Genomic DNA, 25,226 nt, shown 5'->3' on the forward strand with positions numbered 1-25,226 from the left:
ACGCTCACGTTACTGGGCGGCGCAGCATCGCTCGCCTGGCTCGGCCCAGCGGCAGGACACCGTCCGGTCGTCGACGCCCTCGTCCGAGGTCCCGTGCCGCAGAATGGTCGGGTGCCGCGTCCCCGTCTGCTCGCCCTCGCCATCGGGCTGTTCGCGGTCCTGGCGTTCGTGTTCGTGATCGAGCCGGCATCCCACGTCACCGAACCCGTCCCACGAGCAGCAGCACCCAGCCGCGCTCCAGCGCCGCTCCGGGTGGCGGTCGTCGGCGACTCGTTGAGCGCCGGGCGTTCGATGTTCCTCGGTAACGGGCTCGACGACGAGTCGTGGATGACCTACGCGCAGGGCGACGGCATCACGTTCGCCGGCGGGTGGGCACGAGCGGGGGCGACCCCGGCCGACATGGCCGCGGCCGTGCAGCCGATCCCCGACGTCGACGTGGTCGTCGTGCTCGCCGGCACCAACGCCGTCCGTCGCGGGCTGACCGTCGCCGAGCAGACCGCCGCCTACGACCACATCGTCGCCACCGTCGACGCCGACCGGGTGATCGTGGCCGCCATCCCGCCGTACCCGAGGGACGGCGTCGCGCAGCGGGCCTACAACCGGGACCTCCGGGTGCTCGTGCAGGACCGCGGGTGGTCCTGGGCCGACCCGTGGACGTCGGCGCGGTCGGGGCAGGACTGGGCGCAGGGGTTCAGCGTCGACGGCGTGCACCCGGCCGGTCCGGCGCAGTACGAGATGCTGGGGGAGGCCCTCCGCGAGGCCGTCCTCGGCACCCGCACGTCGCATGCGGCGCAGGGGAGCTGACAGCACCCGGCGAGCAGCACCGGGCGAGACCCGGCGGGCAGCACCCGCCGAGCGTGCCGCGGCCCCGCGCTCGGTAGGCTTGGGTCCCTGATGATGCAGCGAATCGACCTCCGTGGTGGCCTCCCCGCCCGTGCCGACCTCCTCCGCCTGATGCCGCGCGCCGTCGGTGACGTCTCGCACGCCGTCGACGCGGCCCGTGTGCTCGTGGACGCGGTCCGGCAGCACGGGGCCGACGCGCTCCGTGAGCAGGCCGAACGGTTCGACGGCGGCGCGCCCGAGCACGTCCGCGTCCCCGCTGCCGAGATCGCTGCGGCGGTCGCCGGGCTCACCCCGGAGCTCCGCACGGCGCTCGACGAGGCGATCCGTCGGGTCCGGGCGGCGAGTGCTGCGCAGGTGCCGGCGGCCTCGGTGACGACCCTGGCGGGCGGGGCCGAGGTGCACCAGCGCTGGCAGCCGATGCGCCGCGTCGGACTCTACGTACCCGGCGGCAAGGCGGTGTACCCGTCGAGCGTCGTGATGAACGTCGTCCCGGCGCAGGTCGCCGGCGTCGGGTCGATCGCCCTCGTCTCACCGCCCCAGCGCGACCACGGGGGAGCGGTGCACCCGACGATCCTGGCCGCGGCGGGGCTGCTCGGCATCGACGAGGTCTACGCGATGGGCGGTGCCGGGGCGATCGGTGCGCTGGCGTACGGCGTCGCGTCGATCGGCCTCGAGCCGGTCGACCTCGTCACCGGCCCGGGCAACAACTACGTCGCGGCGGCGAAGCGGCTCGTGCGCGGGACGGTCGGCATCGACTCCGAGGCCGGCGCGACCGAGATCCTCGTCATCGCGGACGACACCGCCGACCCCGGGTTCGTCGCCGCCGACCTCATCAGCCAGGCCGAGCACGACGAGCAGGCCGGCAGTGTGCTGGTGACGACGTCGGCGGCGTTCGCCGACGCGGTGGAGGCGGCCATCCCGTCACGGGCGGCGTCGCTGGGGACGGCTGCGCGCCTCCAGGCCGCACTCGACGGTCCGCAGTCCGCGATCGTGCTCGTCGACTCGCTCGCCGACGCCGCGACCGTGAGCAACGCCTACGGGCCGGAGCACCTCGAGATCCAGACGGCCGACGACGACGCGGTGCTCGCGCAGGTCGACGCCGCAGGTGCGGTGTTCGTCGGACCGGACACGCCCGTCAGCCTCGGTGACTACCTCGCCGGGTCGAACCACGTCCTCCCCACCGGCGGGCAGGCGCGGTTCGGGTCCGGGCTGTCGGCGTCGACGTTCCTCCGGCCGCAGCAGGTCATCCGGTACACCGCCGACGCCCTCGCCGAGGTCGGTCCGCACATCGTCGCCCTCGCCACCGAGGAACAGCTCCCCGCGCACGGCGCCGCCGTGACGGAGCGCACGAACCGGTAGCCTGGGGACGCCATGTTCTGCCCCTTCTGCCGCCACCCGGACTCCCGCGTCGTCGACTCCCGGACGAGCGACGACGGAACCTCCATCCGCCGTCGTCGTCAGTGCCCGAACTGCGGGCGCCGCTTCTCGACCACCGAGACCGCGTCGCTCAACGTGGTGAAGCGCAACGGCGTCACCGAGCCGTTCAGCCGCGACAAGATCGTGTCCGGTGTGCGCAAGGCGTGCCAGGGGCGACCGGTCACCGACGGCGACCTCGCCGTGCTGGCGCAGCGCGTGGAGGAGACGGTCCGCTCGTCGGGGTCGAGCCAGATCGACGCGAACGACATCGGACTCGCGATCCTCGACCCGCTGCGGGAACTCGACGAGGTCGCGTTCCTCCGGTTCGCGAGCGTGTACCAGGCATTCGACTCGCTCGAGGACTTCGAGGACGCCATCGGCCAGCTGCGCATCGACCACCACGACGGGGCAGGGACGGCATCGCCGGCCGGGGCCGGCGCGTGAGCGGCATCGCGGAACGCATCGTCCGCGGCGGGTACGCCGTCGTCTTCCGCTCGGTGTTCGCGAACATGGACCCGGAGCGCGCCCACCACCTCGCCTTCGCGGTCATCAAGACGCTGCCGCACGTGCCGATCGTGCGTGGACTGGTCGAGCGCTACGCCCGCCCGTCGGCGCTGGACGGCGTCACCACGATGGGCATCCACTTCCCCTCGCGGTTCGGCCTCGCCGCCGGGTTCGACAAGGACGCCCGCGGCATCGGCGGGCTCGGGGTGCTCGGGTTCGGGCACGTCGAGGTCGGCACCATCACGGCGAAGCCGCAGCCCGGCAACGAGCGCCCGCGGCTGTTCCGGTTGATCCCGGACCGCGCGCTCATCAACCGGATGGGCTTCAACAACCACGGTGCCGCGGCTGCCGCGCGCAAGCTCGAGCGTGCGCGCCGCAACCCCGGTCGCCCCGTCATCGGGGTGAACATCGGGAAGAGCCGCGTCGTCGAGGTCGCCGACGCGATCGACGACTACCTCGAGTCCACCCGACGCCTCGCCCCGTTCGCGGACTACCTCGCGGTGAACGTCAGCTCGCCGAACACCCCCGGGCTGCGCGGTCTGCAGGAACTCGACCAGCTCCGACCGCTGCTGACCGCCGTCCGTGACGCAGCCGGCAAGGTCCCGGTCCTGGTGAAGATCGCGCCGGACCTCACCGACGAGCAGATCGACGCGATCGCCGGTCTCGCGGTCGACCTCGGGCTCTCGGGCGTCATCGCGAACAACACCACGATCTCGCGCGGCGGGCTCGTGACGCCCACCGCCGAGGTCGAGGCGATGGGTGCCGGTGGGCTCTCCGGGGCGCCGGTCGCTGCCCGGTCGCTCGAGGTGCTGCGGCGTGTCCGTGCCGCCGTGCCGGAGGACTTCTGCGTGATCGCCGTCGGCGGTGTCACGAGCGAGCAGGACGTGCAGGACCGGATCGACGCGGGCGCGACGCTCGTGCAGGGCTACACGGCGTTCCTCTACGAGGGGCCGACCTGGGCGACGCGCATCAACCGGCTGCGTCGTCGGCGGCTGCGGCGCGCCGCGCGCTGACGCGGACGGGACGCTCGGCGGGGTCGGCTGCTCCGACTGCTCCGGCCGCTCCGGTCGCCTTGGTCGCAGGACATGCCGCCGCCCAGATGCGTTGGTTGCGAGACATGCCGCCGAGCGCGGCGTCGGGCGACACTTCCTGCGACCAACCCACGGCCACGGCGCGGCGCCAGGGCGCCCAGGCGACGGACTGGAGGCACGGTGCGGACCCGACCCGCGCCTCCAGTCCGTCGGACGGCCGCGTCGGGAACGCGAGATCGCAGGCTGGGCACCTTCGATCCGGCGCGTGCGTCACGAAGTGCGATCTCGGCGCCCGGGCCGCGCCCGGCCGCGCCGCGCCGGTCCGGCGCGCGCGCGCCGGACCGGACACGACGAAGCGCCGCCCGGCGGGCCGGGCGGCGCTTCGTGGACGGGTCAGACGGCGGGGTACTGGCCGCGCTTGACCTGCGGCTTCGGCAGGCGCAGGAAGCGCAGCTGCCATGCCCGCGTGAGGATGTAGAGGAACGTGCCGCGCTGCATCGACCCGAACTTGTTCGTGAGCTTCTTGCGGAACGAGAGCCAGAGGATGACGCAGTCGAGCACGAAGAGCGCCACGAACGCCCAGACGAGCAGCAGCGCGTACGAGGCGATCACGGTCTGCGAGGCAGCGAACCCGACGATGAGGAACAGCACGAGCACCGGCATCATGATCTCGCCGACGTTCCAGCGGGCGTCGATCCAGTCGCGCACGAACCGGCGCTGCTCGCCCTTGTCCTTCGCCGGCAGGTAGCGCTCCTCGCCGTTGGCCATGCCGACGCGGGCCTTCTCGCGCTCGTTGTTGAGGCGGGCGCGAGCGGCCTTCTTGTCGACCGGGCTGTTGCCGACCAGAGGGCGGCGGTTGGCGGCCTCACGCTCGCGGCGGCTCGGGGTCGGCCGACCCTTGCCCTGCTCGAGGAGTTCTTCCTCGGTCGGGTTCACGGTCGTGTTGCTCTTGGGGGCTGCCTTCGCCACGGTGCGTTCCTAACGGCGGTCTGCGTGCTGGATCGTCCTCTAGATTACCGGGCATGACCGACACCGCACAGCACAGCCCCGCGACCGACCCCGCGCTCCTCGACGCCCTGCGCGAACACGTCCAGGGCGCCCTCCCCACGACGATCGCCGACCTGTCCGCCCTGGTGCGTCTGCCGTCGGTGTCCTGGTCGGCCTTCGACCCGGCGAACGTCCGGGCGAGCGCCGAGGCCGTCGCGGACCTCGCCCGGTCGACGGGCGTGTTCGGCGCGGACGACGTGCGGATCGTGCGGTCGGCCGTCTCCGGCGCCACGGCGGACGCGGAGTCGTCCGGCGGCGAGCTCGGGCAGCCGGCGGTGCTCGCCGTGCGTCCGGCCCGGAACGGCAAGCCGACGGTGATGCTCTACGCGCACCACGACGTGCAGCCGCAGGGCGACGACGCGCTCTGGGAGACCCCGCCGTTCGAGCCGACCCTCCGCGGTGACCGCCTGTACGGCCGTGGCGCCTCGGACGACAAGGCCGGCGTGATGACCCACATCGCCTCGCTCCGTGCGGTGCACGCGCAGTTCGGTGACGACCTCGAGCTCGGCGTCGTGCTCTTCGTCGAGGGCGAGGAGGAGTTCGGCTCACGGTCGTTCCGCACCTTCCTCCGCGAGCAGAAGGAGCACCTCGCCGCCGACGTGATCGTCGTCGCGGACAGCGACAACTGGTCCACCGAGGTCCCGTCGATCACCGTCTCGCTGCGCGGCAACGTCACCTTCAAGCTGACGCTCACCACGCTCGAGCACGCCAGCCACAGCGGCATGTTCGGGGGAGCGGCCCCCGATGCCATGATCCCGATGGTCCGGCTCCTCGCGTCCCTGCACGACGACGACGGCTCGGTCGCGGTCGAGGGGCTCACCTCCCACGACGCCCCGGTGCCGGCGCGCTCCGAGGACGAGCTCGCCTCCGACGCCGCGCTGCTGCCCGGCGTGCGTCCGGTGGGCCGCGGCGACGTGCTGTCCCGCATGTGGTTCCAGCCGTCGATCACCGTCACCGGCATGGACGTCCCGAGCGTCGCCAACGCCTCGAACACCCTGCTCCCGACCGTGTCCGCTCGCGTCTCCGTCCGGGTCGCTCCCGGGCAGCCGGCGACCGAGGCCGCAGCGGCCGTCGAGCGGCACCTGCGGGCGCACGTCCCGTTCGGCGCGGCGCTCGAGATCAGCGAACCCGACGCCGGCGACGGCTTCCTGGTGGACACCCAGGGGTGGGCTGTCCAGGAGGCGCGGACCGCCATGCGCGAGGGCTGGGGCAACGACGCGGTCGAGCAGGGGATCGGCGGGTCGATCCCGTTCGTCTCCGACCTGGCCGAGGAGTTCCCCGAGGCGCAGATCCTGGTCACCGGGGTCGAGGACCCGGACACCCGGGCGCACAGCCCGAACGAGTCCCAGCACCTCGGCGTCCTGCACCGCGCGATCGCGTCCGAGACGATCCTGCTGGCGCGTCTCGCGACTCGCGGCTGACGGTGCTTACAATCGGACCAGGAGCGGTGAACCACACCGCCCGGAGGGAGACGCGCGGATGAGCGACACCATCACCGAGAACGCACCGGCGACCGAGACGCCCTCGCACGGCGTCCGGCTCAGCGACGCGGCCGCGGCGAAGGTGGCGAGCCTCCTCGAGCAGGAGGGTCGAGACGACCTCCGCCTCCGTCTCGCGGTGCAGCCCGGCGGCTGCTCCGGCCTGATCTACCAGCTGTACTTCGACGAGCGGCTGCTCGACGGGGACACCACCGCCGAGTTCGAGCCCGGGGTCGAGGTCGTCGTCGACAAGATGAGCGTCCCGTACCTCGACGGTGCCTCGATCGACTTCGAGGACACCATCCAGAAGCAGGGCTTCACGATCGACAACCCCAACGCGCAGGGCAGCTGCGCGTGCGGTGACAGCTTCCACTGATCGCCGAGTGACCCGACACGAGCGGGGAGCGACCGACACGGTCGCTCCCCGCTCGTCCGTTCCCGGGCGTGGCACGGGTCACGACCAGGGGAAACGGGCCCGGGACGGGTGCGGATCGTGGCCGAACGCGTGTCGCGTGTGCGCGAGCGGTCTCCAGCTGCGAGTAAGCTAGGAGTGTTCCAACCAAGCTGGGAGCGGGCCATGCGCGACCTTCGTGTCGCAGGCTGCTCCGGTTTCACGTTCTTCCGAGAGGTAACAGTGCGTTCGAATCGCCGTATACGTTGGGCGGCCGTCCCGGTGGCCGTCGGTCTGGTCATCGCACTGGCTGGTTGCACGCAGCAGCAGCTGAACGGATGGCTCCCCGGCACGGAGGAGACGAAGGACGTCACCAACCACACGAGCCGCATCGTCGGCCTGTGGACCACGAGCTGGGTCGTCCTCCTGGCGGTCGGTCTGATCGTGTGGGGCCTCATCATCTGGGCCGCCATCGTCTACCGCCGTCGCAAGGGCCAGACCGGCCTGCCGGTGCAGATGCGCTACAACATGCCGCTCGAGATCTTCTACACGATCGTGCCGCTCATCCTCGTGCTCGGCTTCTTCGCCTTCACCGCGAAGGACCAGGCCGCGATCGAGAAGCCGTTCACCAACCCGGACGCCACCGTGCACGTGTACGGCAAGCGCTGGGCGTGGGACTTCAACTACATCGACCAGAAGAACCCCGACGAGAGCGTCTACTACCAGGGCATCCAGGCCCAGGAAGAAGAGAACGCCAAGGGCGCGATCGACGAGTCGCAGCTGCCGACCCTGTACCTGCCGCAGGGCAAGAAGGTCAAGATCGAGCTCTCCTCGCGCGACGTCGACCACTCGTTCTGGATCATCGACTTCCTCTACAAGAAGGACATGCTCCCGGGCAAGACGAACTACGAGTACTTCATCCCGGAGAAGCTCGGCACGTACCAGGGCAAGTGCGCCGAGCTCTGCGGTGAGTACCACTCGCTCATGCTCTTCCAGGTGAAGGTCGTGACGCCGGCGGAGTACCAGGACTACCTCGACACCCTGAAGGACCAGGGCAAGGTCGGTCTGCTCGGCAACGAGTACAACACCAACACGAACGAACCGGACAACAAGGCGCCCGTCTCGGCGTCGAGCGAGAACGAGTAGGGGCTCCGAAGATGACAACGTCATTCGTCGGCCAGCCGACTGCACAGACCACGACGCCGGACTTCCAGGCGTCGAGGGTCGGTCGGAAGGGCAACATCATCGTCCGGTGGATCACCTCCACGGACCACAAGACCATCGGGTACATGTACCTGATCGCCTCGTTCGTCTTCTTCCTGCTCGCGGGTGTGATGGCGCTCGTGATCCGCGCCCAGCTCTTCGAGCCCGGCCTGCACGTGGTCGCGACGAAGGAGCAGTACAACCAGCTCTTCACCATGCACGGCACGATCATGCTGCTGATGTTCGCGACGCCGCTGTTCTCGGGCTTCGCGAACGCGATCATGCCCCTGCAGATCGGTGCGCCGGACGTCGCGTTCCCGCGGCTCAACGGCTTCGCCTTCTGGCTCTACCTCTTCGGCTCGCTCATCGCCGTCGGTGGCTTCCTCACCCCGCAGGGTGCCGCGTCCTTCGGCTGGTTCGCCTACGCACCACTGAGTGACACGACGTTCACGCCAGGGCTCGGCGGAACGTTGTGGGTCTTCGGCCTCGGCATGACCGGCTTCTCGACGATCCTCGGCGCGGTGAACTTCATCACGACGATCATCACGATGCGCGCCCCGGGCATGACCATGTTCCGCATGTCGATCTTCACGTGGAACACCCTCGTGACGGCGCTCCTCGTGCTCATGGCCTTCCCGGTCCTCGCCGCGGCGCTGTTCGGCCTCGGGCTCGACCGCGTCTTCGAGGCGCAGATCTTCAACCCGGCCAACGGCGGTGCCCTGCTCTGGCAGCACCTGTTCTGGTTCTTCGGGCACCCCGAGGTGTACATCATCGCGCTGCCGTTCTTCGGCATCGTCTCCGAGGTCTTCCCGGTGTTCAGCCGCAAGCCGATCTTCGGGTACAAGACCCTCGTCTACGCGACCATCTCCATCGCGGCCCTCTCGGTCACGGTGTGGGCGCACCACATGTACGTCACCGGTGGCGTCCTGCTCCCGTGGTTCTCGCTGATGACGATGCTCATCGCGGTCCCGACCGGCGTGAAGATCTTCAACTGGGTCGGCACGATGTGGCGTGGTTCGGTCACGTTCGAGACGCCGCTGCTCTGGGCCGTGGGCTTCCTCATCACCTTCACGTTCGGTGGTCTCACCGGTGTGATCCTGGCGTCCCCGCCGCTCGACTTCCACGTGTCCGACTCGTACTTCGTCGTCGCGCACTTCCACTACGTGGTGTTCGGCACCGTCGTGTTCGCGATGTTCTCCGGCTTCTACTTCTGGTGGCCGAAGTGGACCGGCAAGATGCTCAACGAGCGCCTCGGCAAGATCCACTTCTGGCTCCTGTTCATCGGGTTCCACACCACGTTCCTCATCCAGCACTGGCTGGGCGTCATCGGCATGCCGCGTCGCTACGCGACCTACCTGCCGAACGACGGCTTCACCTGGATGAACCAGCTGTCGACGATCGGCTCGATGATCCTCGCGATCTCGTTCCTGCCGTTCATCTTCAACGTCTACGTGACCGCGCGGAACGCGCCGAAGGTCGCCGTGAACGACCCGTGGGGCTACGGCCGCTCGCTCGAGTGGGCGACCAGCTGCCCGCCGCCGCGCCACAACTTCACGTCGATCCCGCGCATCCGCTCGGAGTCCCCGGCGTTCGACCTCAACCACCCCGAAGCGGGTGTGCCGATCGGTGTGGGTCCCGCGAAGGACGCTCCCGATGCTCCGACCTACGACGCCGCGAAGGGCGAGGTGAAGTAAGGCGATGCGCGCCAACACCAACCTGTTCTGGATCCTCTTCGGGTTCTTCATCCTCGCGGACGCCGCGTACACCATCTGGTCGCTCATCTACTACGGGCGTCCGGAGTGGGTCGGCACCGTGGCCATCGGCCTCACCGGGATCATGTCCGCGTTCATCGCGTTCTACCTCGGCAAGGTCATGTCCTCCCAGGGCGGCGTCCTCCCCGAGGACCGTCCGGACGCCAACATCGAGGACGGCGACGCCGAGCTCGGGCACTTCAGTCCGTGGTCGTGGTGGCCCATCCTCCTGGCCGCGTCCACCGCGGTCGTCTTCCTCGGCGTCGCAGCGGGCCTCTGGATCGTGCCGATCGGTCTCGCCCTGGTGGCGGTCACGCTCGTCGGCTGGGTCTACGAGTACTACCGCGGCAACTTCGGGCACTGACCTGGACGCGCAGCGCACCTGACACATTCGGGCGGCACCACCTGGTGCCGCCCGAAGTGTGTCTCCGGTAGAACGGCGTGTGTCTCGGGTGCAACGGCTCAGACCGACGCGACTGCACCACCAGCAGGACGAACCGCCCCGTCCGGGAATCAACCCGTCCGCCCGAGGCTTGGCTTCAAGCGGACCACCCCCACCACAGCGAAAGGACTCACCTCCGGTGACCGACAAGCGCACTCTCATCATCTTCGGCGCGACGGGCGACCTCGCCTCCCGCCTGCTGCTGCCGGGCCTCGGCACGTTCCTGCAGAGCGGTCGAGCGGTTCCCGTCCAGCTCATCGGCACGGGCCGCAGCGCCCGCAGCGAGGAGCAGTGGAAGGACGTCGTGACGAAGTCCTTCGCGTCGCAGGACGTGAAGGGCCCCGAGGTCGACGCCACGCTCGCCTCGACGCAGTTCATCCAGGGTGACCCGACCGACCCCGAGCACCTGAAGGCCCTGTTCGCTGCGGCGGACGACGACGCCGAGCCGATCCTCTACTTCGCCCTCCCGCCGCAGATCGCGTCGGACATCTGCGAGGCGCTGCAGCAGGTCGAGCTCCCCGAGGGCACCACGCTCGCGTTCGAGAAGCCGTTCGGCACCGACGTCGCCAGCGCGCGGGCCCTCAACGAGACCGTCCTCAAGCTCGTCCCCGAGGAGCGCGTGCACCGCACCGACCACTTCCTCGGACGCACGACGGTCCTGAACATCATCGGTCTGCGTTTCGCGAACCGCCTGTTCGAGCCGATCTGGAACGCCGAGAACATCGAGAAGGTCGACGTCTTCTACGACGAGACCCTCGGCCTCGAGAACCGCGCCCAGTACTACGACGAGGCCGGCGCGATGGTCGACATGATCCAGTCGCACCTGCTGCAGATCCTCGGCATCGTGACGATGGACGCCCCGGCGGACATCGACTCCGTCGAGTTCCGCTCGTCCCTGGCCCGCGTGCTCCGCTCGACCGAGCTCAAGGGCGGCGACCCGAAGATCGCGTCGCGTCGCGCGGTGTACACGGCCGGCACGATCGACGGGAAGGAACTGCCGTCGTACCAGGACGAGGACGGCGTCGACAAGTCGCGCAGCACCGAGACGCTCGCCGAGATCTCCGTCGAGGTCGACACCGCGCGCTGGAAGGGCGTCCCCTTCACCCTCCGCTCCGGCAAGGCGCTCGGCGCCAGCCGCAAGGAGGTCCTGATCACCTTCAAGCCCGTGACACGCCTGCCCTCCGGCCTCTCCGGTCGGCCGAAGGCGGACACGCTCCGGATCGTGCTGAACCCCGACGAGATCGAGCTGACCGTGTCGGCGAACGGCGGCGGCAACCCGTTCGAGATGGGCCAGGTCACGCTGTCCTCGTCCTTCGCGGACGGCGAGCTGACCCCCTACGGCGAGGTGCTCAACGGCATCTTCCACGACGACCCGCTGCTGTCCATCCGCGGTGACGTCGCCGAGCGCTGCTGGGAGATCGTCGAGCCGGTCGTCAACGCCTGGAAGGCCGACGAGGTCCCGCTCGAGGAGTACCGCGCGGGTTCGCGCGGCCCGGCGGACTGGGAGTCGTCGTCCTGACGGACGTCACCAGGTGACGGACGGGAGGCGCGGTGCCGGCTGGCACCGCGCCTCCCGTCCGTTGGTGCGTGCGTTCCGACCCATCGCGCGCGACCTGGGAGGCCGGATCGCGCGTCGGAGGCAGGAAGGAACGGCCTCCCACGCGCGGAACTGCTTCCTGTGCGCGGAACGGCAACCGACGCGCGGAACGGTCACCGGACGCGCGGAACGGTCGCCGACGCGCGGAACGGCCTCCTACGCGGGCGTACCCGCCCGCTCGCCCTCGCCCGTCCAGGAGCGCGTCCCGCCGTCGTGGACGGGCAGCCGGGTGCGATGCCCGGCGGTGACGCCCCGGGCACGGGCGATCGCGTCGGCCGCGGACACGAGCGTGAGGTGGGAGAGCGCCTGGGGCGTGTTGCCGATGTGGTGTCCGGTGGCGACGTCGATCTCCTCCGAGAGCATGCCGACGTCGTTGGCGTACCCGACGAGCACGTCCATCAGCCGCTCGGCGTCCTCGATGCGGCCGGATGCGGCGTACTGCTCGACGAGCCAGAACGAGCAGGCGAGGAACGGGTGCTCACTGCCGGAGAGCCCGTCGAAACCGGAGGACGTCCGGTAGCGCAGGACGAGCCCGTCGGAGCCGGTGCGGAGGTCCTCCTCGATCGCCCGGACGGTACCGGTCATCCGCGCGTCGTCGGCCTTCAGGTAGCCGATCTGCGGCAGGACGAGCAGGCTCGCGTCGACCTCGTCGGTGTCGTAGTGCTGCCGGTAGCTGCCGCGGTCGGCGTTCCAGCCGTGCTCCTCGATCTCCGCGCGGACGGCGGCGCGGAGGGCGCGCCAGCGTTCGACGGGACCTTCGAGGCCGAACTCCTCGACAGCCGCGACCCCGCGGTCGAACGCGGCCCAGATCATGGCACGGGAGTGCGTGAAGTGCCGGCGAGGCCCGCGCATCTCCCAGATGCCGTTGTCGGGCTCCTGCCAGTGCTCCTCGACGTACCCGAGCAGCGCCCGCTGGAGCGCCCACGAGTCGGCGTTCTCCTCGACCCCGAGCTCACGGGCGTCGTGCAGTGCGGCGAGGACCTCGCCGAAGACGTCGCCCTGGTACTGCGTGTAGGCCCCGTTGCCGATGCGGACGGGGGTGGAGCCGGCGTACCCGGGCAGGTTCGGCAGCTCGCGTTCCGGGAGTTCCCGCTCGCCGGCGATGCCGTACATGATCTGCACGTCGGCGGGGTCGCCGGCGATCGCCCGGAGCAGCCAGCCGCGCCAGTGGGCGGCTTCGTCTCGGTAGCCGTGCGCGATCAGGGAGGCGAGGGACAGCGAGGCGTCGCGGAGCCAGACGTACCGGTAGTCCCAGTTGCGTTCACCGCCCGGGTCCTCCGGGAGGCTCGTGGTCGCGGCCGCCACGACGCCGCCGGTCTCGGCGTGGGTCATCGCCCGCAGGAGGAGCAGGGAACGGCGTGCTGGCTCCGCGTACCTGCCGTCGGTGCGCGCGGTCGCCATCCAGTCGGTCCACCACCGCACGGTCCGGTGCAGCGCGGCGTCGACGTCGAGCGGCGCCGGCGGTTCGCGGTGCGACGGGTACCAGGTGAGCACGGTGTCGAGGACGTCACCGTCGTGGACGGTGCTCGTCGCGGTGTGCCGGTGGTCGTCGGCACGGAACCGGACGCCCCGGACGATCACCGAGCCCGGGCCGGCGGTCGCGAGGAGGGCCGGGTCCTCGTCGCCGCCGATCTGTCGGACCCAGGGGAGCGCGAGTGCGTAGTCGAACCGGATGCGGAGGGTCTGGCGGAGCTCGACGGAGCCACGGAGGCCCCGGACGCGACGGATGATGCTCGCCCGGTGCGCGCCGATCGGCATGCAGTCGGTGACCTCGACGACCCCGGTGCTCGTCGTCCACACCGTGGAGAGCACGAGCGTGTCGTGGTCGTACCGTCGGACGGCGGTCGCGCCGGCCTCGGTCGGGCGGAGGGACCAGTGCCCGTGGTCCTCGGTGCCGAGGATCGCGGCGAAGGTCGACGGACTGTCGAAGCGGGGCAGGCAGGCCCAGTCGATCGTGCCGTCCCGCCCGACGAGCGCGGCGGTGTACGTGTCACCGATCAGCGCGTGGTCCTCGATGCGGTTGGTCGGTGTGGTGGTCGTGCTCGCCGAGCTCATGGGGCGATCCAACCACCGTCGGTCCGGGGAACGGGCGGGTCTGCTGAGGGATGCCTCAGGCCGGGTCGGCGGGATCGGCCTCGGCGAGCCCGACGCGGGCGAGCTCCGACCACATGCCGGCGCCGTCCGGGGCGTACACCCACGGGGCGGAGGACTCACGCGACCGCTCCTGCGCCCGAGAGCGTCCACCGGCGAGGACGGCCTCGCTCGTGGACAGCTGCCGGATCGCGACGCCCGCGACGTTCTCGGGGTGCGCGCGGGCGAAGTCGCCGTACAGGGACTCGTCGTGCTGGCCGTCGTCGCCGACCAGCAGCCACTGCACGTCCGGGAAGTCCTTCGCGAGCCGCTCGAGGTTCTGCTGCTTGTGGAGTTGGCCGCTGCGGAAGAACCGGTCGTGCGTGGGCCCCCAGTCGGTGAGCAGCAGCGTGCCCGACGGGTAGAGGTTCCGGCTCAGGAAGCGCTGCAGCGTCGGCGCGACGTTCCAGGCACCGGTCGACAGGTAGACCGTCGGCGCGCCGGGGTGCTGCGCGAGGATGCGCTCGTACAGCACGGACATGCCCGGGACGGGGCGCCGCGCGTGCTCGGTGAGCACGAACGAGTTCCACGCGGCCAGCATCGGGCGGGGGAGCGAGGTGACCATCACGGTGTCGTCGATGTCGGACAGCAGCCCGAACCGGGTGTCCGGGTGGACGATGAACACGTCCGCCTCGACGTCGCGCATGCCGCCGGCGGAGAGCTTGATGGTGCGCCAGCCGGGTTCGAGGTCGATCGGCACGATGGTGTCGACCACTCCGCCGCGGTCGGACTGCACGACGTGCGTGGTGCCGCCGGCGGTGATGGTGACCTCGGCGTCGTCCACCGCGACGCTCGTGAAGCTCTTCCAGCCCCGGACGCCGTAGAACGAGGCGTCGGAGGCGAGGCCGCGGCGGGTGAGCAGGACCCGGCAGAGCACGCGGATCCACCCCGGCGCGCCGTAGCCGTTGTAGGGGATGACGGTGGGGACGAGGCCGCGGCGCCGGGCTCGCTGCTCGCGGAACTCCTGGACGGCGTCCTCGATGCGGGCGGCACGGTGGAGGATCGGCTCGGCCAGCGACGGCTCGTGGTGCGTCGGGTCGGGCATCGCCCCATCATCCCACGTCGGGGTCGGGACACCTACGACCTCGCAGGTGCGATGGGAGAGTCGCAGATACATTCCAGCCGGTCTCTGCGAAGGTAGGTCAGTCACATCCCACATGACCGCGCTTCCGGCGCAAGAGGAGAACACGTGCTCGTCACCGAGGTATCGAACGCACTGCCGGGGGGATCATCACTGCTCAGGAACGAGCCGGTCCAAGCCCGCAGTTCGGCGCGCCTCGCGGGTCTGCTCGACGCTGCTGCCGCGGTGATCGACGAGATCGGCTTCGAGCGTCTGACGACGGCCATGGTCGCCGAGCGCGCCGGCGCGTCGATCGGCACGGTCTACCGCTACTTCCCGGACCGCATCGCCGTGGTCGAGGCCCTCGCGATCCGGAGCACGCAGCGCCTCGCCGAGCGCTTCGTCACCGCGCTCGACGCGAGCGATGCGACGACGTGGCAGGGCGCCTGCGACGCGCTCATCGACGTCACCGCCGAGATGTACCGGACGGAGCCCGGCTTCCGGGCGATCCGGTTCGGTGACGCCGCGGACCTCGGCGCCGGTGCCGGCGAGGGGGACGACCGGATGGCTGCACTGGGGAGCGCCGTCGCCCAGATCATGCACGAGCGCTTCGGGCTCCCGACGGGCGAGCGCATCGAGCGCACGTGGGTGGTCCTCGCCGAGTCGGCGCACGCCGTCCTCGCGCGGGCGCACCGCGACCCGTCGAACCCCGACACGGCACTGGTCGAGGAGTACCGCGCGATGAGCCGCATCCACCTCGAGACGGTGGTCGCCGCCGCCTGAGGCCGCCACGCCGGTCACCCTCCCCACGACGCCCGCGCTCCGAACAGGAGGCGCGGGCGTCGTCGTGCGTGCGGCCGGCGGTCGTGCGGCGCGCCGTCCCGCGACGTCATCCGGCTGTCCGGGACACGTCACGGACCGTCACGCGTGAACCGTTGTCGGACCTGACGGGTACTCTCACTCGGAGTCGGGCTACCTCCGAACAGAAGGGCACCCATGATCGAGTTCCGCTCGGTGCGCAAGACCTACCCGGACGGCACCAACGCGGTCGACGACTTCAGCCTCGTCATCCCCTCGAGGACCACCACGGTCTTCGTCGGGTCCAGTGGCTGCGGCAAGACCACGTTGCTCCGCATGATCAACCGCATGGTCGACCCCTCCGCCGGGTCCGTGCAGATCGACGGCGAGGACGTCGCCGGCGTCGATCCGGTGCAGCTTCGCCGGAGCATCGGCTACGTCATGCAGAACGCCGGCCTGCTGCCGCACCGGAAGGTCGCCGACAACATCGCGACGGTGCCGCTGCTCACCGGCGTGTCCAAGGCCGAGGCCCGTGAGCGTGCACTGGAGCTGATGGACACCGTCGGCCTCGACCGTGCCTTCGCGAACCGCTACCCCTCGCAGCTCTCCGGTGGCCAGCAGCAGCGTGTCGGCGTGGCCCGCGGGCTCGCCGTCGACCCGAACATCCTGCTCATGGACGAGCCCTTCGGCGCCGTCGACCCGCTGGTCCGCAACGACCTGCAGGACGAGCTCATCCGCCTCCAGCGTGAGCTCGGCAAGACCGTCGTCTTCGTGACCCACGACATCGACGAGGCGTTCAAGCTCGGCGACCAGGTCGTCATCCTCAAGAAGGGCGGCGAGATCGCCCAGCTCGGCACCCCGGCGGAGATCCTCGCCGAGCCGGCCGACGACTTCGTGGCGAACTTCATCGGTGCCGGCCGTGGTCGCCGCGCACTCCGGGTCGAGCAGACGCCGACCGGTCCGATCGTCGTCGACGGCGAGGGCCGGGCGGCGGGTGTGCTCACCGGTCCGGTCCAGGTGGTCGACGCCGCCCAGGCCGTGCCGCAGCAGCGGGGCGACGCGTGAACTGGGTCCTCGGCAACACGGACACGATCAGCGACAACCTGATCGCGCACGTCTGGCTGTCGATCCCGCCGATCATCATCAGCTTCCTGCTGTCGGTGCCGATCGGGCTGCTCGTCTCGCGGTTGCGGAAGCGCAGCGGCCCCGCGCGGGGTGCGGCCTCGACCATCGTCGTCGTCGCGAGCCTGCTCTACACGATCCCGGCGCTGCCGCTCTTCCTGGTGCTCCCCGCCATCATCGGCACGAGCACCCTCGACCCGGTGAACGTCGTCATCGCGATGACCATCTTCGGCGTCGCGCTGATGGCCCGGTCGGCGGCCGACGCCATCGACGCGGTCGACCAGGACGTCGTGGGCGCCTCCGAGGCGCTCGGGTACTCGCCGGCGCAACGGTTCTTCCGCGTGGAGCTGCCGCTCGCCGGGCCGGTGCTCCTCGCCGGCATCCGCGTGGTGTCGGTCTCGACGATCAGCCTCGTCACGGTCGGCGCGCTCATCGGCGTCCCGAACCTCGGGTTCCTGCTCACCGACGGGCTCAAGCGCGGCATCAGCGCCGAGATCCTCACCGGCATCGTCCTCACCATCGTGCTGGCACTCGTGTTCGACGTGCTGCTCGTCGCGATCGGTCGGCTCGTGATGCCGTGGACGCGGGGGAGCGGTCGCGCGGCCCGGTCCGTGCGCCGCCGTGCCGCGGACGACGTCCGGGCGAACGAGGTGTCCGCATGAACCTCTTCGCGCAGGGCTTCGCCTGGATCTTCGACCCGGCGAACAACGTCGGCAGCAACGCCATCGGCGTCCGGCTGTGGGAGCACGTCTGGATCACGCTGCTGGCCGTCGCCATCGCGGTCGTCATCGCGGTGCCGCTCGGTCTGCTCATCGGGCACACCGGCAAGGGCCGCTCGATCGCGGTCGGCGTCTCCGGGGGCATCCGTGCCCTCCCGACCCTCGGCCTCCTCACGCTCCTCGCGCTGGCGATCGGCCTCGGCCTCGGGGCACCGCTCATCTCGCTCGTCGTGCTCGCGATCCCGTCGGTCCTGGCGGGTGCGTACTCCGGCGTCGAGGCCATCGACCGCGTCGTCGTCGACGCCGCCAAGGCGCAGGGCATGACCGGGTGGCAGATCCTCGGCAAGGTCGAGATCCCCCTGGCCCTCCCGCTCATCGTCGGCGGCATCCGGGCGGCCGTCCTGCAGGTCGTCGCCACGGCGACCCTGGTCGGCTACATCAACGCCGGCGGACTCGGCGGCTACGCCTTCTCCGGCATCGCCAATTCGGACTACGCGGAGGTGCTGGGCGGTTCCATCCTGGTGATCGCCCTCGCCATCGCGTTCGAGATCGTCTTCGCCGCGCTGCAGCGGCTCGCCGTCCCCGCGGGTGTCTCCGCCGGGTCGGCGCGTCTGTCGCGTCGGAGCACCCGCAGCTCAGCACCACGAGCATCAACCCCTGTGGAAGGAACCCACCCGTGATCACAGCAACGACCCGGCGCCTCGCCGCGACGATCGCCGTCGCCTCCGCGGCCGCCATCGCCCTGGCGGGCTGCTCCTCGAGCGACCCGCTCTCCTCCGGTTCCGGTGGTGACTCCAAGACCATCGTCGTGGGTTCGCAGGCGTACCCGTCGAACGAGATCATCGCCGAGCTCTACGCGCAGGAGCTCGAGCACGAGGGCTTCACCGTCACGAAGAAGCTCAACATCGGTCAGCGCAAGGCGTACTGGCCCGAGATCGCGAAGGGGAGCATCAACGTCTTCCCGGAGTACAACGGCAACCTGCTGAACTACCTGCTCCAGGAGGACGGCAAGGACACCACGACCGAGACCACGACGGACGGCATCAACTCCGGTCTCAAGGACATCCTGCCCTCCGACGTCAAGGCGCTGCCCTCGGCCGACGCGTCCGACGCCGACACCTACACGGTGACGCAGGCGACGGCCGACAAGTACGACCTCAAGTCGATCGCCGACCTGTCCAAGATCGGTGGCACCATCTCGATCGCCGCCAACCCCGAGTTCGCCACGGCCGCCTACGGCCCGAAGGGTCTCAAGGAGAAGTACGGCATCACCGGCGAGGTGAACCAGCAGAACGACTCCGGCGGCCCGCTGACGATCAAGGCGATCCAGGACGGCGACTCGCAGGTGGCGGACATCTACTCCGCGAGCGCCTCGATCAAGACCGACAAGCTCGTCACCCTCGAGGACCCGAAGCACCTCGTGCCGGCGAACAACGTCACGCCGATCGTCTCGAAGGACCTCGACTCGAAGGCCGCCGACGCCATCGAGAAGGTCAACAAGCTCCTCACGACGGACGCGCTCATCGAGCTGAACCGGCAGAACTCGGTCGAGCAGAAGTCGGCGGCCTCGGTCGCCAAGGCCTTCCTGCAGGACAACGACCTGCTGTAGCGCCATCCCGTGCGCCGGCGGGCGTGCGTCAGTAAAACGACAGGTGTCGGGCGTTCGCCCGGCACCTGTCGTCGTTCGCGGAACGGACATCCGGCACGATCGTGCCGCACGGTTGTGCCGTGCACGCGGTTTGCACGTTCGTGCACGTGACACTTCTACAAGTTGTCGAACCAGGTGTCCGGGCGGTAGCGTGGACGTGTCCCAATGGTTGTGACAGCAGAAGTCCCCCTTCCACAGGAAGCAACTGACGTGCACGAACAGCGCGCGGCGACCCGGCTCGGACACGCCGCATGAACGACATCCTCGACCCGCTCATCCTGTCGCGGTGGCAGTTCGGTCTGACGACCATCTACCACTTCCTCTTCGTCCCGCTGACGATCGGCATGGCCGTCGTCGTGGCCGTGTTCCAGACGGCCTGGTACCGCACGGGGCGCGCGCACTACCTGCAGCTCACGCGGTTCTTCGGGCGGATCTTCCTCATCAACTTCGCGATGGGTGTGGTCACCGGCATCGTCCAGGAGTTCCAGTTCGGCATGAACTGGTCGAACTACTCCCGGTTCGTCGGCGACGTGTTCGGTGCGCCGCTCGCGCTCGAGGGGATCCTCGCGTTCTTCTTCGAGGCGGCGTTCATCGGGATCTGGATCTTCGGGTGGGACCGGCTGCCGAAGGGGCTGCACCTCGCGAGCATCTGGTGCGTCAGTGCCGGCACGATCATGTCCGCGTACTTCATCATCGCGGCGAACGCGTTCATGCAGCACCCGGTCGGCTTCGCCATGAACGAGGCCAAGGGTCGCGCCGAGCTCACCGACATCTGGGCGGTGCTCGGCAACAAGGTGGCCCTCGCCGCGTTCCCGCACACGCTGTTCGCCTGCTTCATGGTCGCGGCAGCGGTGATCATCTCGGTCGCCGCCTACCACCTGGCCCGCAACCAGAACCTCGAGACGATGATGCCCGCGCTGAAGTTCGGCATGTGGACGATGTTGGCGGCGGGTGCCCTCACGGTGCTCACCGGTGACCAGCTCGGCCTCACCATGGTCGACACGCAGCCGATGAAGATGGCCGCGGCCGAGGCGCTGTACAACACCGCCACCGGCAAGGACGCGTCGTTCTCGATCTTCACCCTCGGCACCCCGGACGGCGTGCACGAGCTGTTCTCGATCCGGGTGCCCTACCTGCTGTCGTTCCTGTCGACGCACACCTTCAACGGCACCGTCGAGGGCATCAACGACCTGCAGGCGCAGTACTCGCAGGTGTACGGCCCCGGCGACTACAAGCCGATCATCTGGGTCACGTACTGGTCGTTCCGCTGGATGATCGCGCTCGGTGTCGGCGCCGTGCTGGTGTCCCTCGTGGGCCTCTGGCTCACCCGCAAGGGGCGGTTCCCGACGAAGCGGTGGGTCTGGCGTGTGGCCACCTGGACCGTGCCGCTGCCGATGGCCGCGATGATCGTCGGCTGGATCTTCACCGAGATGGGTCGGCAGCCCTGGCTGGTGTTCGGACTGCTCAAGACCAGCGACGGTGTCTCGCCGAACGTGACGGGCATCGAGGTGCTCATCTCGCTGGTGGTGTTCACGCTCATCTACGGCAGCCTGGCGGTCGTCGAGTTCCGGCTGATCAAGAAGGTCGCGCAGGAGGGCCCCGCCGCCCCGGCGGAGGTCGACGAGGAGACCGGTGAGGTCAAGCACGAAGTGACGGTGTACTGAGATGGACCTGCCCGTTCTCTGGTTCGCGATCGTCGGCGTCTTCTTCGTCGGCTACTTCGTCCTCGACGGCTTCGACTTCGGCGTCGGCATGACCCTGCCGTTCCTCGGCAAGGACGACACCGACCGACGCGTCCTGATCAACACGATCGGCCCCGTGTGGGACCTCAACGAGACGTGGGTCATCGTCGCGGGTGCCTGCCTGTTCGCGGCCTTCCCGGAGTGGTACGCCACGATGTTCTCCGGGTTCTACCTCGCCCTGCTGCTCATCCTCGCGGCGCTCATCGCCCGCGGCGTCTCGTTCGAGTACCGGCACCAGAACAAGCACCTCGAGTGGAAGCGTCGGTTCGACCTGATGATCATCGTCGGCAGCGTCGTGCCGTCGTTCCTCTGGGGCGTCGCGTTCGGCAACGTCGTGCGGGGCATCCCGATGGACGCCGGCCACAACTACACCGGCACGCTGTTCGACCTCCTCAACCCGTTCGCGCTGCTCACCGGCCTCGCCACCATGCTCGTCTTCTTCACGCACGGCGCGGTGTTCGTCGCGCTGAAGACCGAGGGGGAGATCCGCGAGCGGGCGAAGCGCCTGGCGACCCGGGCGGGCCTCGTGACGATCGTCGTCGGCGCGGCGTTCCTGGTGTCGATGGCGTTCGTCCGGGCGACCCCGGCGTCGCTCGTGCTCTCGGTCGTCGCCGCCCTCGCGCTCGTGCTCGCCGTGCTCTGCAACGCCTGGGGCAAGGAGGGCCGTGCGTTCACGCTGATGGCCGTCACGATCGCCGCGATCGTGCTCGCGATGTTCACGGCGATCTTCCCGGACGTCATGCCCGCGACGAACGACCCGGCGAACAGCCTGAACGTGTACAACGCGTCGAGCGGGTCGTACACGCTGACGGTGATGAGCTGGGTGGCACTGATCTTCGTCCCGCTCGTGTTCGCGTACCAGGCCTGGACCTATTGGATCTTCCGCAAGCGCGTCTCGCGGGCCCAGGTCCTGCAGGCCGCGCACTAGGCGCCGACGGTGAAGCCCCTCGACCCGCGGCTCCTGCGCCTGTCGCGCACGGCGCGTGGCTTCATCGTCGCCGCCGCGGGCACCGGCGTCCTCCGCACGCTCGCGACCGTCGCGATCGCGTGGGGGATCGCCGCCGCCGTCACGCTCGGGGTGGACGCCGTCCGGCAGGGCGTCGTGCCCGCCGCCTTCGTCCCGACGCTCGCGCTGCTCGGCGGTGCGTTCGTCGTGCGTGCGGCGACGGCGTGGGCGACCGACGACCTGGCTGCCCGGGCCGCGGCGACGGTGAAGCGCGAGCTCCGCGCGACGGTGCTCGCCCGCGCCGCCGAACGGGGCCCGGGGTGGCTCGCCGAACGGTCGAGCGCCGCGTTCGCCACCACGCTCGGCCCCGGGCTGGACGCGCTCGACGCCTACTTCGGGCGGTACCTGCCGCAGCTCGCGCTCACCGCGGTCGCGACGCCGATGCTGCTCGTCGCGATCGGCCTCGGCGACCTCACGAGCGGCCTGATCGTGCTGTGCGCCCTGCCGGTCATCCCGGTCTTCATGATCCTGATCGGCCTCGCCACCCAGGCGCTGCAGCGGAAGCAGGCCGACGCGCTCGCGACCCTCGGCGGCGCCTTCACCGAGGCGGTCGAGGGGCTCGCGACACTCAAGGTCTTCGGCCGCGCGCGGCGACAGGTCGACCGGATCGGCCGGGTGACCGACGAGTACCGGAAGGGCACCATCGGGGTGCTCCGGCTGTCCTTCGTGAGCGGCTTCGCCCTCGAGCTCGCCGCGAGCCTGTCGGTGGCGCTCGTCGCGGTGTCGATCGGCATCCGGCTGGTCGACGGCTCGCTCGGCCTCGGGGCCGCGATGTTCGTGCTCGTGCTCGCTCCGGAGGCGTTCGCGCCGATCCGGCAGGTCGGCGCCGACTTCCACGCGGCGCAGGACGGTGTCGAGGCCTCCACCGCGGTCCTCGACGTCCTCGACGACTCGACCGCCGCACCCGTCCGTCCGGCCGCGGCACCCGCGGCGACGGACCTCGTGCTCGACCGGGTGACCGTCCGTCGGCCGGACGTCGTCATCGGTCCGGTCGACCTCCGCGCCGTCCCCGGGACGATCGTCGTCCTCGCCGGTCCGAGCGGTTCCGGCAAGTCCAGCCTCATCGCCGCGATCCGCGGTGCGGTCGCGCACGACGGCGACGTCACCCTCCCCGGACGCGACGGGACCACCCCCGCCGAGCGCACCGCCTGGGCGGACCAGCGTCCCCGACTCGTGCGCGGCACGATCGCCGAGAACGTCGCGCTCAGCGCGACCCCCGACGGCGCCGACGTGCGCACGGCGCTGCGCGCGGCCGGGCTGAGACTGGACCCGGGCCTCCAGGTCGGATCCGGCGGCGCCGGTCTGTCCGGCGGCCAGGCGCAGCGCGTCGCGGTCGCCCGCGCCCTGTACCGGGCGCGGCGCGCGGCCACCCCGCTGGTCCTGCTCGACGAGCCGACGTCGGCACTCGACGCGGACGCCGAAGCGCACGTCGTCGACACCCTCCGGGGGCTCGCCGCCGACGGCACCGTCGTCGTCGTCGCGAGCCACCGACCGGCGGTCGTCGCCCTCGCCGACGTCCGTGTCGACGTGCGGGCCGGTGGATCGGTGACGGTCACCCAGACGAGCGGAGCGTCAGCATGAGCCGGGAGGCGCGACACTCGACGGTCCTGCGGCTCGCCATGCCGCACGGGGCCGGTTGGGCGAAGGCGGTGGCGGCCGGCGCGATCAGCGCGGTCTGCGCGGTCGCACTGCTCGCCGCGAGCGGCTACCTCATCACCCGTGCGGCGGAGCACCCGCCGATCCTGTACCTGACGCTCGTGATGGTCGGCGTGCGGGCGTTCGCCCTCGGGCGCGCGGCCCTGCGCTACGTCGACCGGCTCGCCGGGCACGACGCGTCCTTCCGGCAGCTCGCGGTCGTCCGCACCGAGATGTACCGACGGTTGGCGTCGGTCGCGCCCGCGGGGCTCGGGTCCACCGGTCGCGGCGACCTGCTCGCACGCCTCGTCACCGACACCGACCGGCTGCAGGACCTGCCGATCCGGGTGGTCGGGCCGATCGTGTCCGCCGGGATCACCGCGGTCCTGTCCGTGGTCGCCGTGGCACTCGTCTCGGTGCCGGCCGCCCTCGTACTGGTGGTCGCCCTCGCCGTGGCGGCGCTCCTCGGCTCCGTCGTCACCCTCGCCGTCGCCCGTCGTTCGGACGAGCAGACCGCGGCCGAGCGTGGGCACGTCGCGGACCTCGTGCTCGACACCGTCCGCACGCTCGACGTGTTCGCCGCCTACGGCACGCTCGACGAACGGCTCGCCCACATCGGCCGGCTCGACGCCCGGGTGACCGCGGCGGTCCGTCGCCGGGGCACGGTGGAGTCCCTGGTCGGTGCGCTGGTCGGGCTCGTCGGCGGGGCCGCGGTGGTCGGGATCCTCGCCGCCGGAGCCCCCGCGGTCGTGTCCGGTGCGCTCGACGGCCCGCTCTGGGCCCTCGCCGTGTTCGTGCCCCTCGCCCTGTTCGAGGTCATCGGCGTCGTGCCCCTCGCCGTCCTGACGCTGCGTCGGGTGCGGGCAGCGGCGGCGCGTGTCGAGCAGGTCGTCCCCGCGGCGGTGCCGGACGGGATCGTGCCGGAGCCGGACACGCCAGCCGACCCGGACGCGCTCGTCGTCGACGGCCCCGTGTCCGTGACCCTGCGCGACGTGTCGGTGCGGTGGCCGGGCGCGACGCGCGACGCGGTCGACGGGTTCTCGCTCGACCTCCGGCCCGGTGAGGTCGTCGTGCTCGAGGGACCGAGCGGCGCCGGGAAGTCCACCCTCGTGGACGCCCTCGTGCGGTTCGTCGACCACCGCGGGTCCTACACGCTCGACGGGGTCGAGGCGAAGGACCTGCACCCCGACGCCGTCCGGGCCCGCGTCGGCCTGATCGAGCAGGACCCGTTCGTGTTCGACCAGTCCGTGCGGCAGAACCTGCTCTTCGCGCGGGAGACCGCGACCGACGCCGAGCTGCTCGCCGTGCTCGACCGGGTGGGCCTCGGCTCCTGGGTGCAGGGGCGCGGCGGACTCGACGCCGGGGTGGGGGAGCGCGGCTCGCTCGTCTCCGGCGGACAGGCGCACCGACTCGCGTTGGCGCGGGCGCTGCTGCACGCGTTCCCGGTGCTCGTGCTCGACGAACCCACCGCCGACATCGACCCCGACCTCGGCGAGGCGGTCCTGCGCGACCTCGTCGGAGCGGCCCGGCGCGAGGGCCGGACCGTCCTCGTCGTGTCGCACGTCCCGGTCGCCGCCGACCTCGTCGACCGCACCGTCCGGATGCGCGACGGACGGCTCGCGACCGCCTGACCGGGCGGGCCGACGTGCGGCGGCCGAGCCGC

Annotated in this window: 22 protein-coding genes; 19 read left to right on the plus strand and 3 right to left on the minus strand. The window is 70.7% G+C overall.

The genetic code is table 11. The annotated features are described in order from the left end of the window. The first annotated feature begins 111 nt into the window (after positions 1-111). The 4 genes from ACRQ4B_RS09790 to ACRQ4B_RS09805 all read left to right on the plus strand — a co-directional run bounded on the left by ACRQ4B_RS09790 (position 112) and on the right by ACRQ4B_RS09805 (position 3,776). Positions 112-804 (plus strand): SGNH/GDSL hydrolase family protein, encoded by a 693-nt coding sequence (locus ACRQ4B_RS09790; RefSeq protein WP_439691248.1) that lies wholly within the window; start codon positions 112-114, stop codon positions 802-804. Between the two features lie 90 nt (positions 805-894). Continuing rightward, positions 895-2,202, plus strand: a complete 1,308-nt coding sequence (gene hisD, locus ACRQ4B_RS09795; RefSeq protein ID WP_439691249.1) for a histidinol dehydrogenase — start codon at positions 895-897, stop codon at positions 2,200-2,202. Positions 2,203-2,214: 12 nt separating this feature from the next. Further along, positions 2,215-2,703, plus strand: a complete 489-nt coding sequence (gene nrdR, locus ACRQ4B_RS09800) for a transcriptional regulator NrdR (RefSeq protein WP_439691250.1) — start codon at positions 2,215-2,217, stop codon at positions 2,701-2,703. Further along, positions 2,700-3,776: a quinone-dependent dihydroorotate dehydrogenase gene (locus ACRQ4B_RS09805; RefSeq protein WP_439691251.1), complete on the plus strand. Its 1,077-nt coding sequence runs from the start codon at positions 2,700-2,702 to the stop codon at positions 3,774-3,776. The genes nrdR and ACRQ4B_RS09805 overlap by 4 nt, the downstream gene beginning before the upstream one ends. 411 nt (positions 3,777-4,187) lie before the next feature. Here the strand turns inward: ACRQ4B_RS09805 and ACRQ4B_RS09810 are convergent, their stop codons facing one another. Further along, complete coding sequence (locus tag ACRQ4B_RS09810; RefSeq protein WP_439691252.1) at positions 4,188-4,763, minus strand: DUF3043 domain-containing protein; 576 nt, start codon at positions 4,761-4,763, stop codon at positions 4,188-4,190. 53 nt (positions 4,764-4,816) lie between these two features. On the opposite strand from ACRQ4B_RS09810, the gene ACRQ4B_RS09815 reads away from it, so the two are divergent. The 6 genes from ACRQ4B_RS09815 to ACRQ4B_RS09840 all read left to right on the plus strand — a co-directional run bounded on the left by ACRQ4B_RS09815 (position 4,817) and on the right by ACRQ4B_RS09840 (position 11,625). Then, complete coding sequence (locus tag ACRQ4B_RS09815; RefSeq protein WP_439691253.1) at positions 4,817-6,262, plus strand: dipeptidase; 1,446 nt, start codon at positions 4,817-4,819, stop codon at positions 6,260-6,262. A 58-nt stretch (positions 6,263-6,320) separates the two neighbouring features. After that, the gene (locus ACRQ4B_RS09820) at positions 6,321-6,695 is read left to right on the plus strand and encodes a HesB/IscA family protein (RefSeq protein ID WP_439691254.1); all 375 of its coding nucleotides are present in this window, start codon (positions 6,321-6,323) and stop codon (positions 6,693-6,695) included. Between the two features lie 258 nt (positions 6,696-6,953). Further along, a complete protein-coding gene (ctaC, locus tag ACRQ4B_RS09825; protein ID WP_439694375.1) occupies positions 6,954-7,856 on the plus strand; it encodes an aa3-type cytochrome oxidase subunit II in 903 nt (300 codons plus the stop codon). 11 nt (positions 7,857-7,867) lie between these two features. After that, entirely contained in the window at positions 7,868-9,607 is a 1,740-nt protein-coding gene (gene ctaD, locus ACRQ4B_RS09830; protein ID WP_439691255.1) for an aa3-type cytochrome oxidase subunit I, read from the plus strand. A 4-nt stretch (positions 9,608-9,611) separates the two neighbouring features. Next, positions 9,612-10,028 carry a cytochrome c oxidase subunit 4 gene (locus ACRQ4B_RS09835; protein WP_420367396.1) on the plus strand — a complete coding sequence of 139 codons (417 nt, stop codon included), beginning with the start codon at positions 9,612-9,614 and terminating at the stop codon, positions 10,026-10,028. A gap of 217 nt (positions 10,029-10,245) precedes the next feature. Then, complete coding sequence (locus ACRQ4B_RS09840) at positions 10,246-11,625, plus strand: glucose-6-phosphate dehydrogenase (RefSeq protein ID WP_439691256.1); 1,380 nt, start codon at positions 10,246-10,248, stop codon at positions 11,623-11,625. A gap of 234 nt (positions 11,626-11,859) precedes the next feature. Here ACRQ4B_RS09840 and ACRQ4B_RS09845 read toward each other — a convergent pair whose 3' ends face one another. After that, positions 11,860-13,758 (minus strand): glycoside hydrolase family 15 protein, encoded by a 1,899-nt coding sequence (locus ACRQ4B_RS09845; RefSeq protein WP_439691257.1) that lies wholly within the window; start codon positions 13,756-13,758, stop codon positions 11,860-11,862. A 55-nt stretch (positions 13,759-13,813) separates the two neighbouring features. Then, positions 13,814-14,878: an App1 family protein gene (locus tag ACRQ4B_RS09850; RefSeq protein ID WP_439691258.1), complete on the minus strand. Its 1,065-nt coding sequence runs from the start codon at positions 14,876-14,878 to the stop codon at positions 13,814-13,816. Positions 14,879-15,022: 144 nt separating this feature from the next. Here ACRQ4B_RS09850 and ACRQ4B_RS09855 point away from each other — a divergent pair, with 144 nt between their 5' ends. From ACRQ4B_RS09855 to cydC, 9 genes are all read left to right on the plus strand, one after another. Then, positions 15,023-15,676 (plus strand): TetR/AcrR family transcriptional regulator, encoded by a 654-nt coding sequence (locus ACRQ4B_RS09855; RefSeq protein WP_439691259.1) that lies wholly within the window; start codon positions 15,023-15,025, stop codon positions 15,674-15,676. Between the two features lie 213 nt (positions 15,677-15,889). Then, the gene (locus tag ACRQ4B_RS09860) at positions 15,890-16,756 is read left to right on the plus strand and encodes an ABC transporter ATP-binding protein (RefSeq protein ID WP_439691260.1); all 867 of its coding nucleotides are present in this window, start codon (positions 15,890-15,892) and stop codon (positions 16,754-16,756) included. After that, positions 16,753-17,475 carry an ABC transporter permease gene (locus tag ACRQ4B_RS09865; RefSeq protein WP_439691261.1) on the plus strand — a complete coding sequence of 241 codons (723 nt, stop codon included), beginning with the start codon at positions 16,753-16,755 and terminating at the stop codon, positions 17,473-17,475. Before ACRQ4B_RS09860 ends, ACRQ4B_RS09865 begins: the two co-directional genes overlap by 4 nt. Further along, positions 17,472-18,212, plus strand: coding sequence for an ABC transporter permease (locus tag ACRQ4B_RS09870; RefSeq protein ID WP_439691262.1), 741 nt, complete (start codon positions 17,472-17,474; stop codon positions 18,210-18,212). The genes ACRQ4B_RS09865 and ACRQ4B_RS09870 overlap by 4 nt, the downstream gene beginning before the upstream one ends. Beyond that, complete coding sequence (locus ACRQ4B_RS09875; RefSeq protein WP_439691263.1) at positions 18,209-19,141, plus strand: ABC transporter substrate-binding protein; 933 nt, start codon at positions 18,209-18,211, stop codon at positions 19,139-19,141. Before ACRQ4B_RS09870 ends, ACRQ4B_RS09875 begins: the two co-directional genes overlap by 4 nt. Before the next feature lie 290 nt (positions 19,142-19,431). Further along, positions 19,432-20,844: a cytochrome ubiquinol oxidase subunit I gene (locus tag ACRQ4B_RS09880; RefSeq protein ID WP_439691264.1), complete on the plus strand. Its 1,413-nt coding sequence runs from the start codon at positions 19,432-19,434 to the stop codon at positions 20,842-20,844. Between the two features lies 1 nt (position 20,845). Continuing rightward, positions 20,846-21,850, plus strand: coding sequence for a cytochrome d ubiquinol oxidase subunit II (gene cydB, locus ACRQ4B_RS09885; RefSeq protein WP_439691266.1), 1,005 nt, complete (start codon positions 20,846-20,848; stop codon positions 21,848-21,850). A 9-nt stretch (positions 21,851-21,859) separates the two neighbouring features. Further along, complete coding sequence (cydD, locus tag ACRQ4B_RS09890) at positions 21,860-23,509, plus strand: thiol reductant ABC exporter subunit CydD (protein ID WP_439691267.1); 1,650 nt, start codon at positions 21,860-21,862, stop codon at positions 23,507-23,509. Beyond that, positions 23,506-25,194, plus strand: a complete 1,689-nt coding sequence (gene cydC / locus ACRQ4B_RS09895) for a thiol reductant ABC exporter subunit CydC (RefSeq protein WP_439691268.1) — start codon at positions 23,506-23,508, stop codon at positions 25,192-25,194. The genes cydD and cydC overlap by 4 nt, the downstream gene beginning before the upstream one ends. Positions 25,195-25,226 lie beyond the last annotated feature (32 nt).

Origin of the sequence: Curtobacterium sp. SP.BCo (genome assembly GCF_051903265.1) — a bacterium.
GTDB lineage: Bacteria > Actinomycetota > Actinomycetes > Actinomycetales > Microbacteriaceae > Curtobacterium.

Coding starts and splice junctions, on each gene's coding strand:
- hisD (WP_439691249.1), top strand. CDS start 895: ATGATGCAGCGAATCGACCTCCGTGGTGGCCTCCCCGCCCGTGCCGAC.
- nrdR (WP_439691250.1), top strand. CDS start 2,215: ATGTTCTGCCCCTTCTGCCGCCACCCGGACTCCCGCGTCGTCGACTCC.
- ACRQ4B_RS09815 (WP_439691253.1), top strand. CDS start 4,817: ATGACCGACACCGCACAGCACAGCCCCGCGACCGACCCCGCGCTCCTC.
- ACRQ4B_RS09820 (WP_439691254.1), top strand. CDS start 6,321: ATGAGCGACACCATCACCGAGAACGCACCGGCGACCGAGACGCCCTCG.
- ctaD (WP_439691255.1), top strand. CDS start 7,868: ATGACAACGTCATTCGTCGGCCAGCCGACTGCACAGACCACGACGCCG.
- ACRQ4B_RS09835 (WP_420367396.1), top strand. CDS start 9,612: ATGCGCGCCAACACCAACCTGTTCTGGATCCTCTTCGGGTTCTTCATC.
- ACRQ4B_RS09845 (WP_439691257.1), bottom strand. CDS start 13,758: ATGAGCTCGGCGAGCACGACCACCACACCGACCAACCGCATCGAGGAC.
- ACRQ4B_RS09850 (WP_439691258.1), bottom strand. CDS start 14,878: ATGCCCGACCCGACGCACCACGAGCCGTCGCTGGCCGAGCCGATCCTC.
- ACRQ4B_RS09860 (WP_439691260.1), top strand. CDS start 15,890: ATGATCGAGTTCCGCTCGGTGCGCAAGACCTACCCGGACGGCACCAAC.
- ACRQ4B_RS09870 (WP_439691262.1), top strand. CDS start 17,472: ATGAACCTCTTCGCGCAGGGCTTCGCCTGGATCTTCGACCCGGCGAAC.
- ACRQ4B_RS09880 (WP_439691264.1), top strand. CDS start 19,432: ATGAACGACATCCTCGACCCGCTCATCCTGTCGCGGTGGCAGTTCGGT.
- cydB (WP_439691266.1), top strand. CDS start 20,846: ATGGACCTGCCCGTTCTCTGGTTCGCGATCGTCGGCGTCTTCTTCGTC.
- cydC (WP_439691268.1), top strand. CDS start 23,506: ATGAGCCGGGAGGCGCGACACTCGACGGTCCTGCGGCTCGCCATGCCG.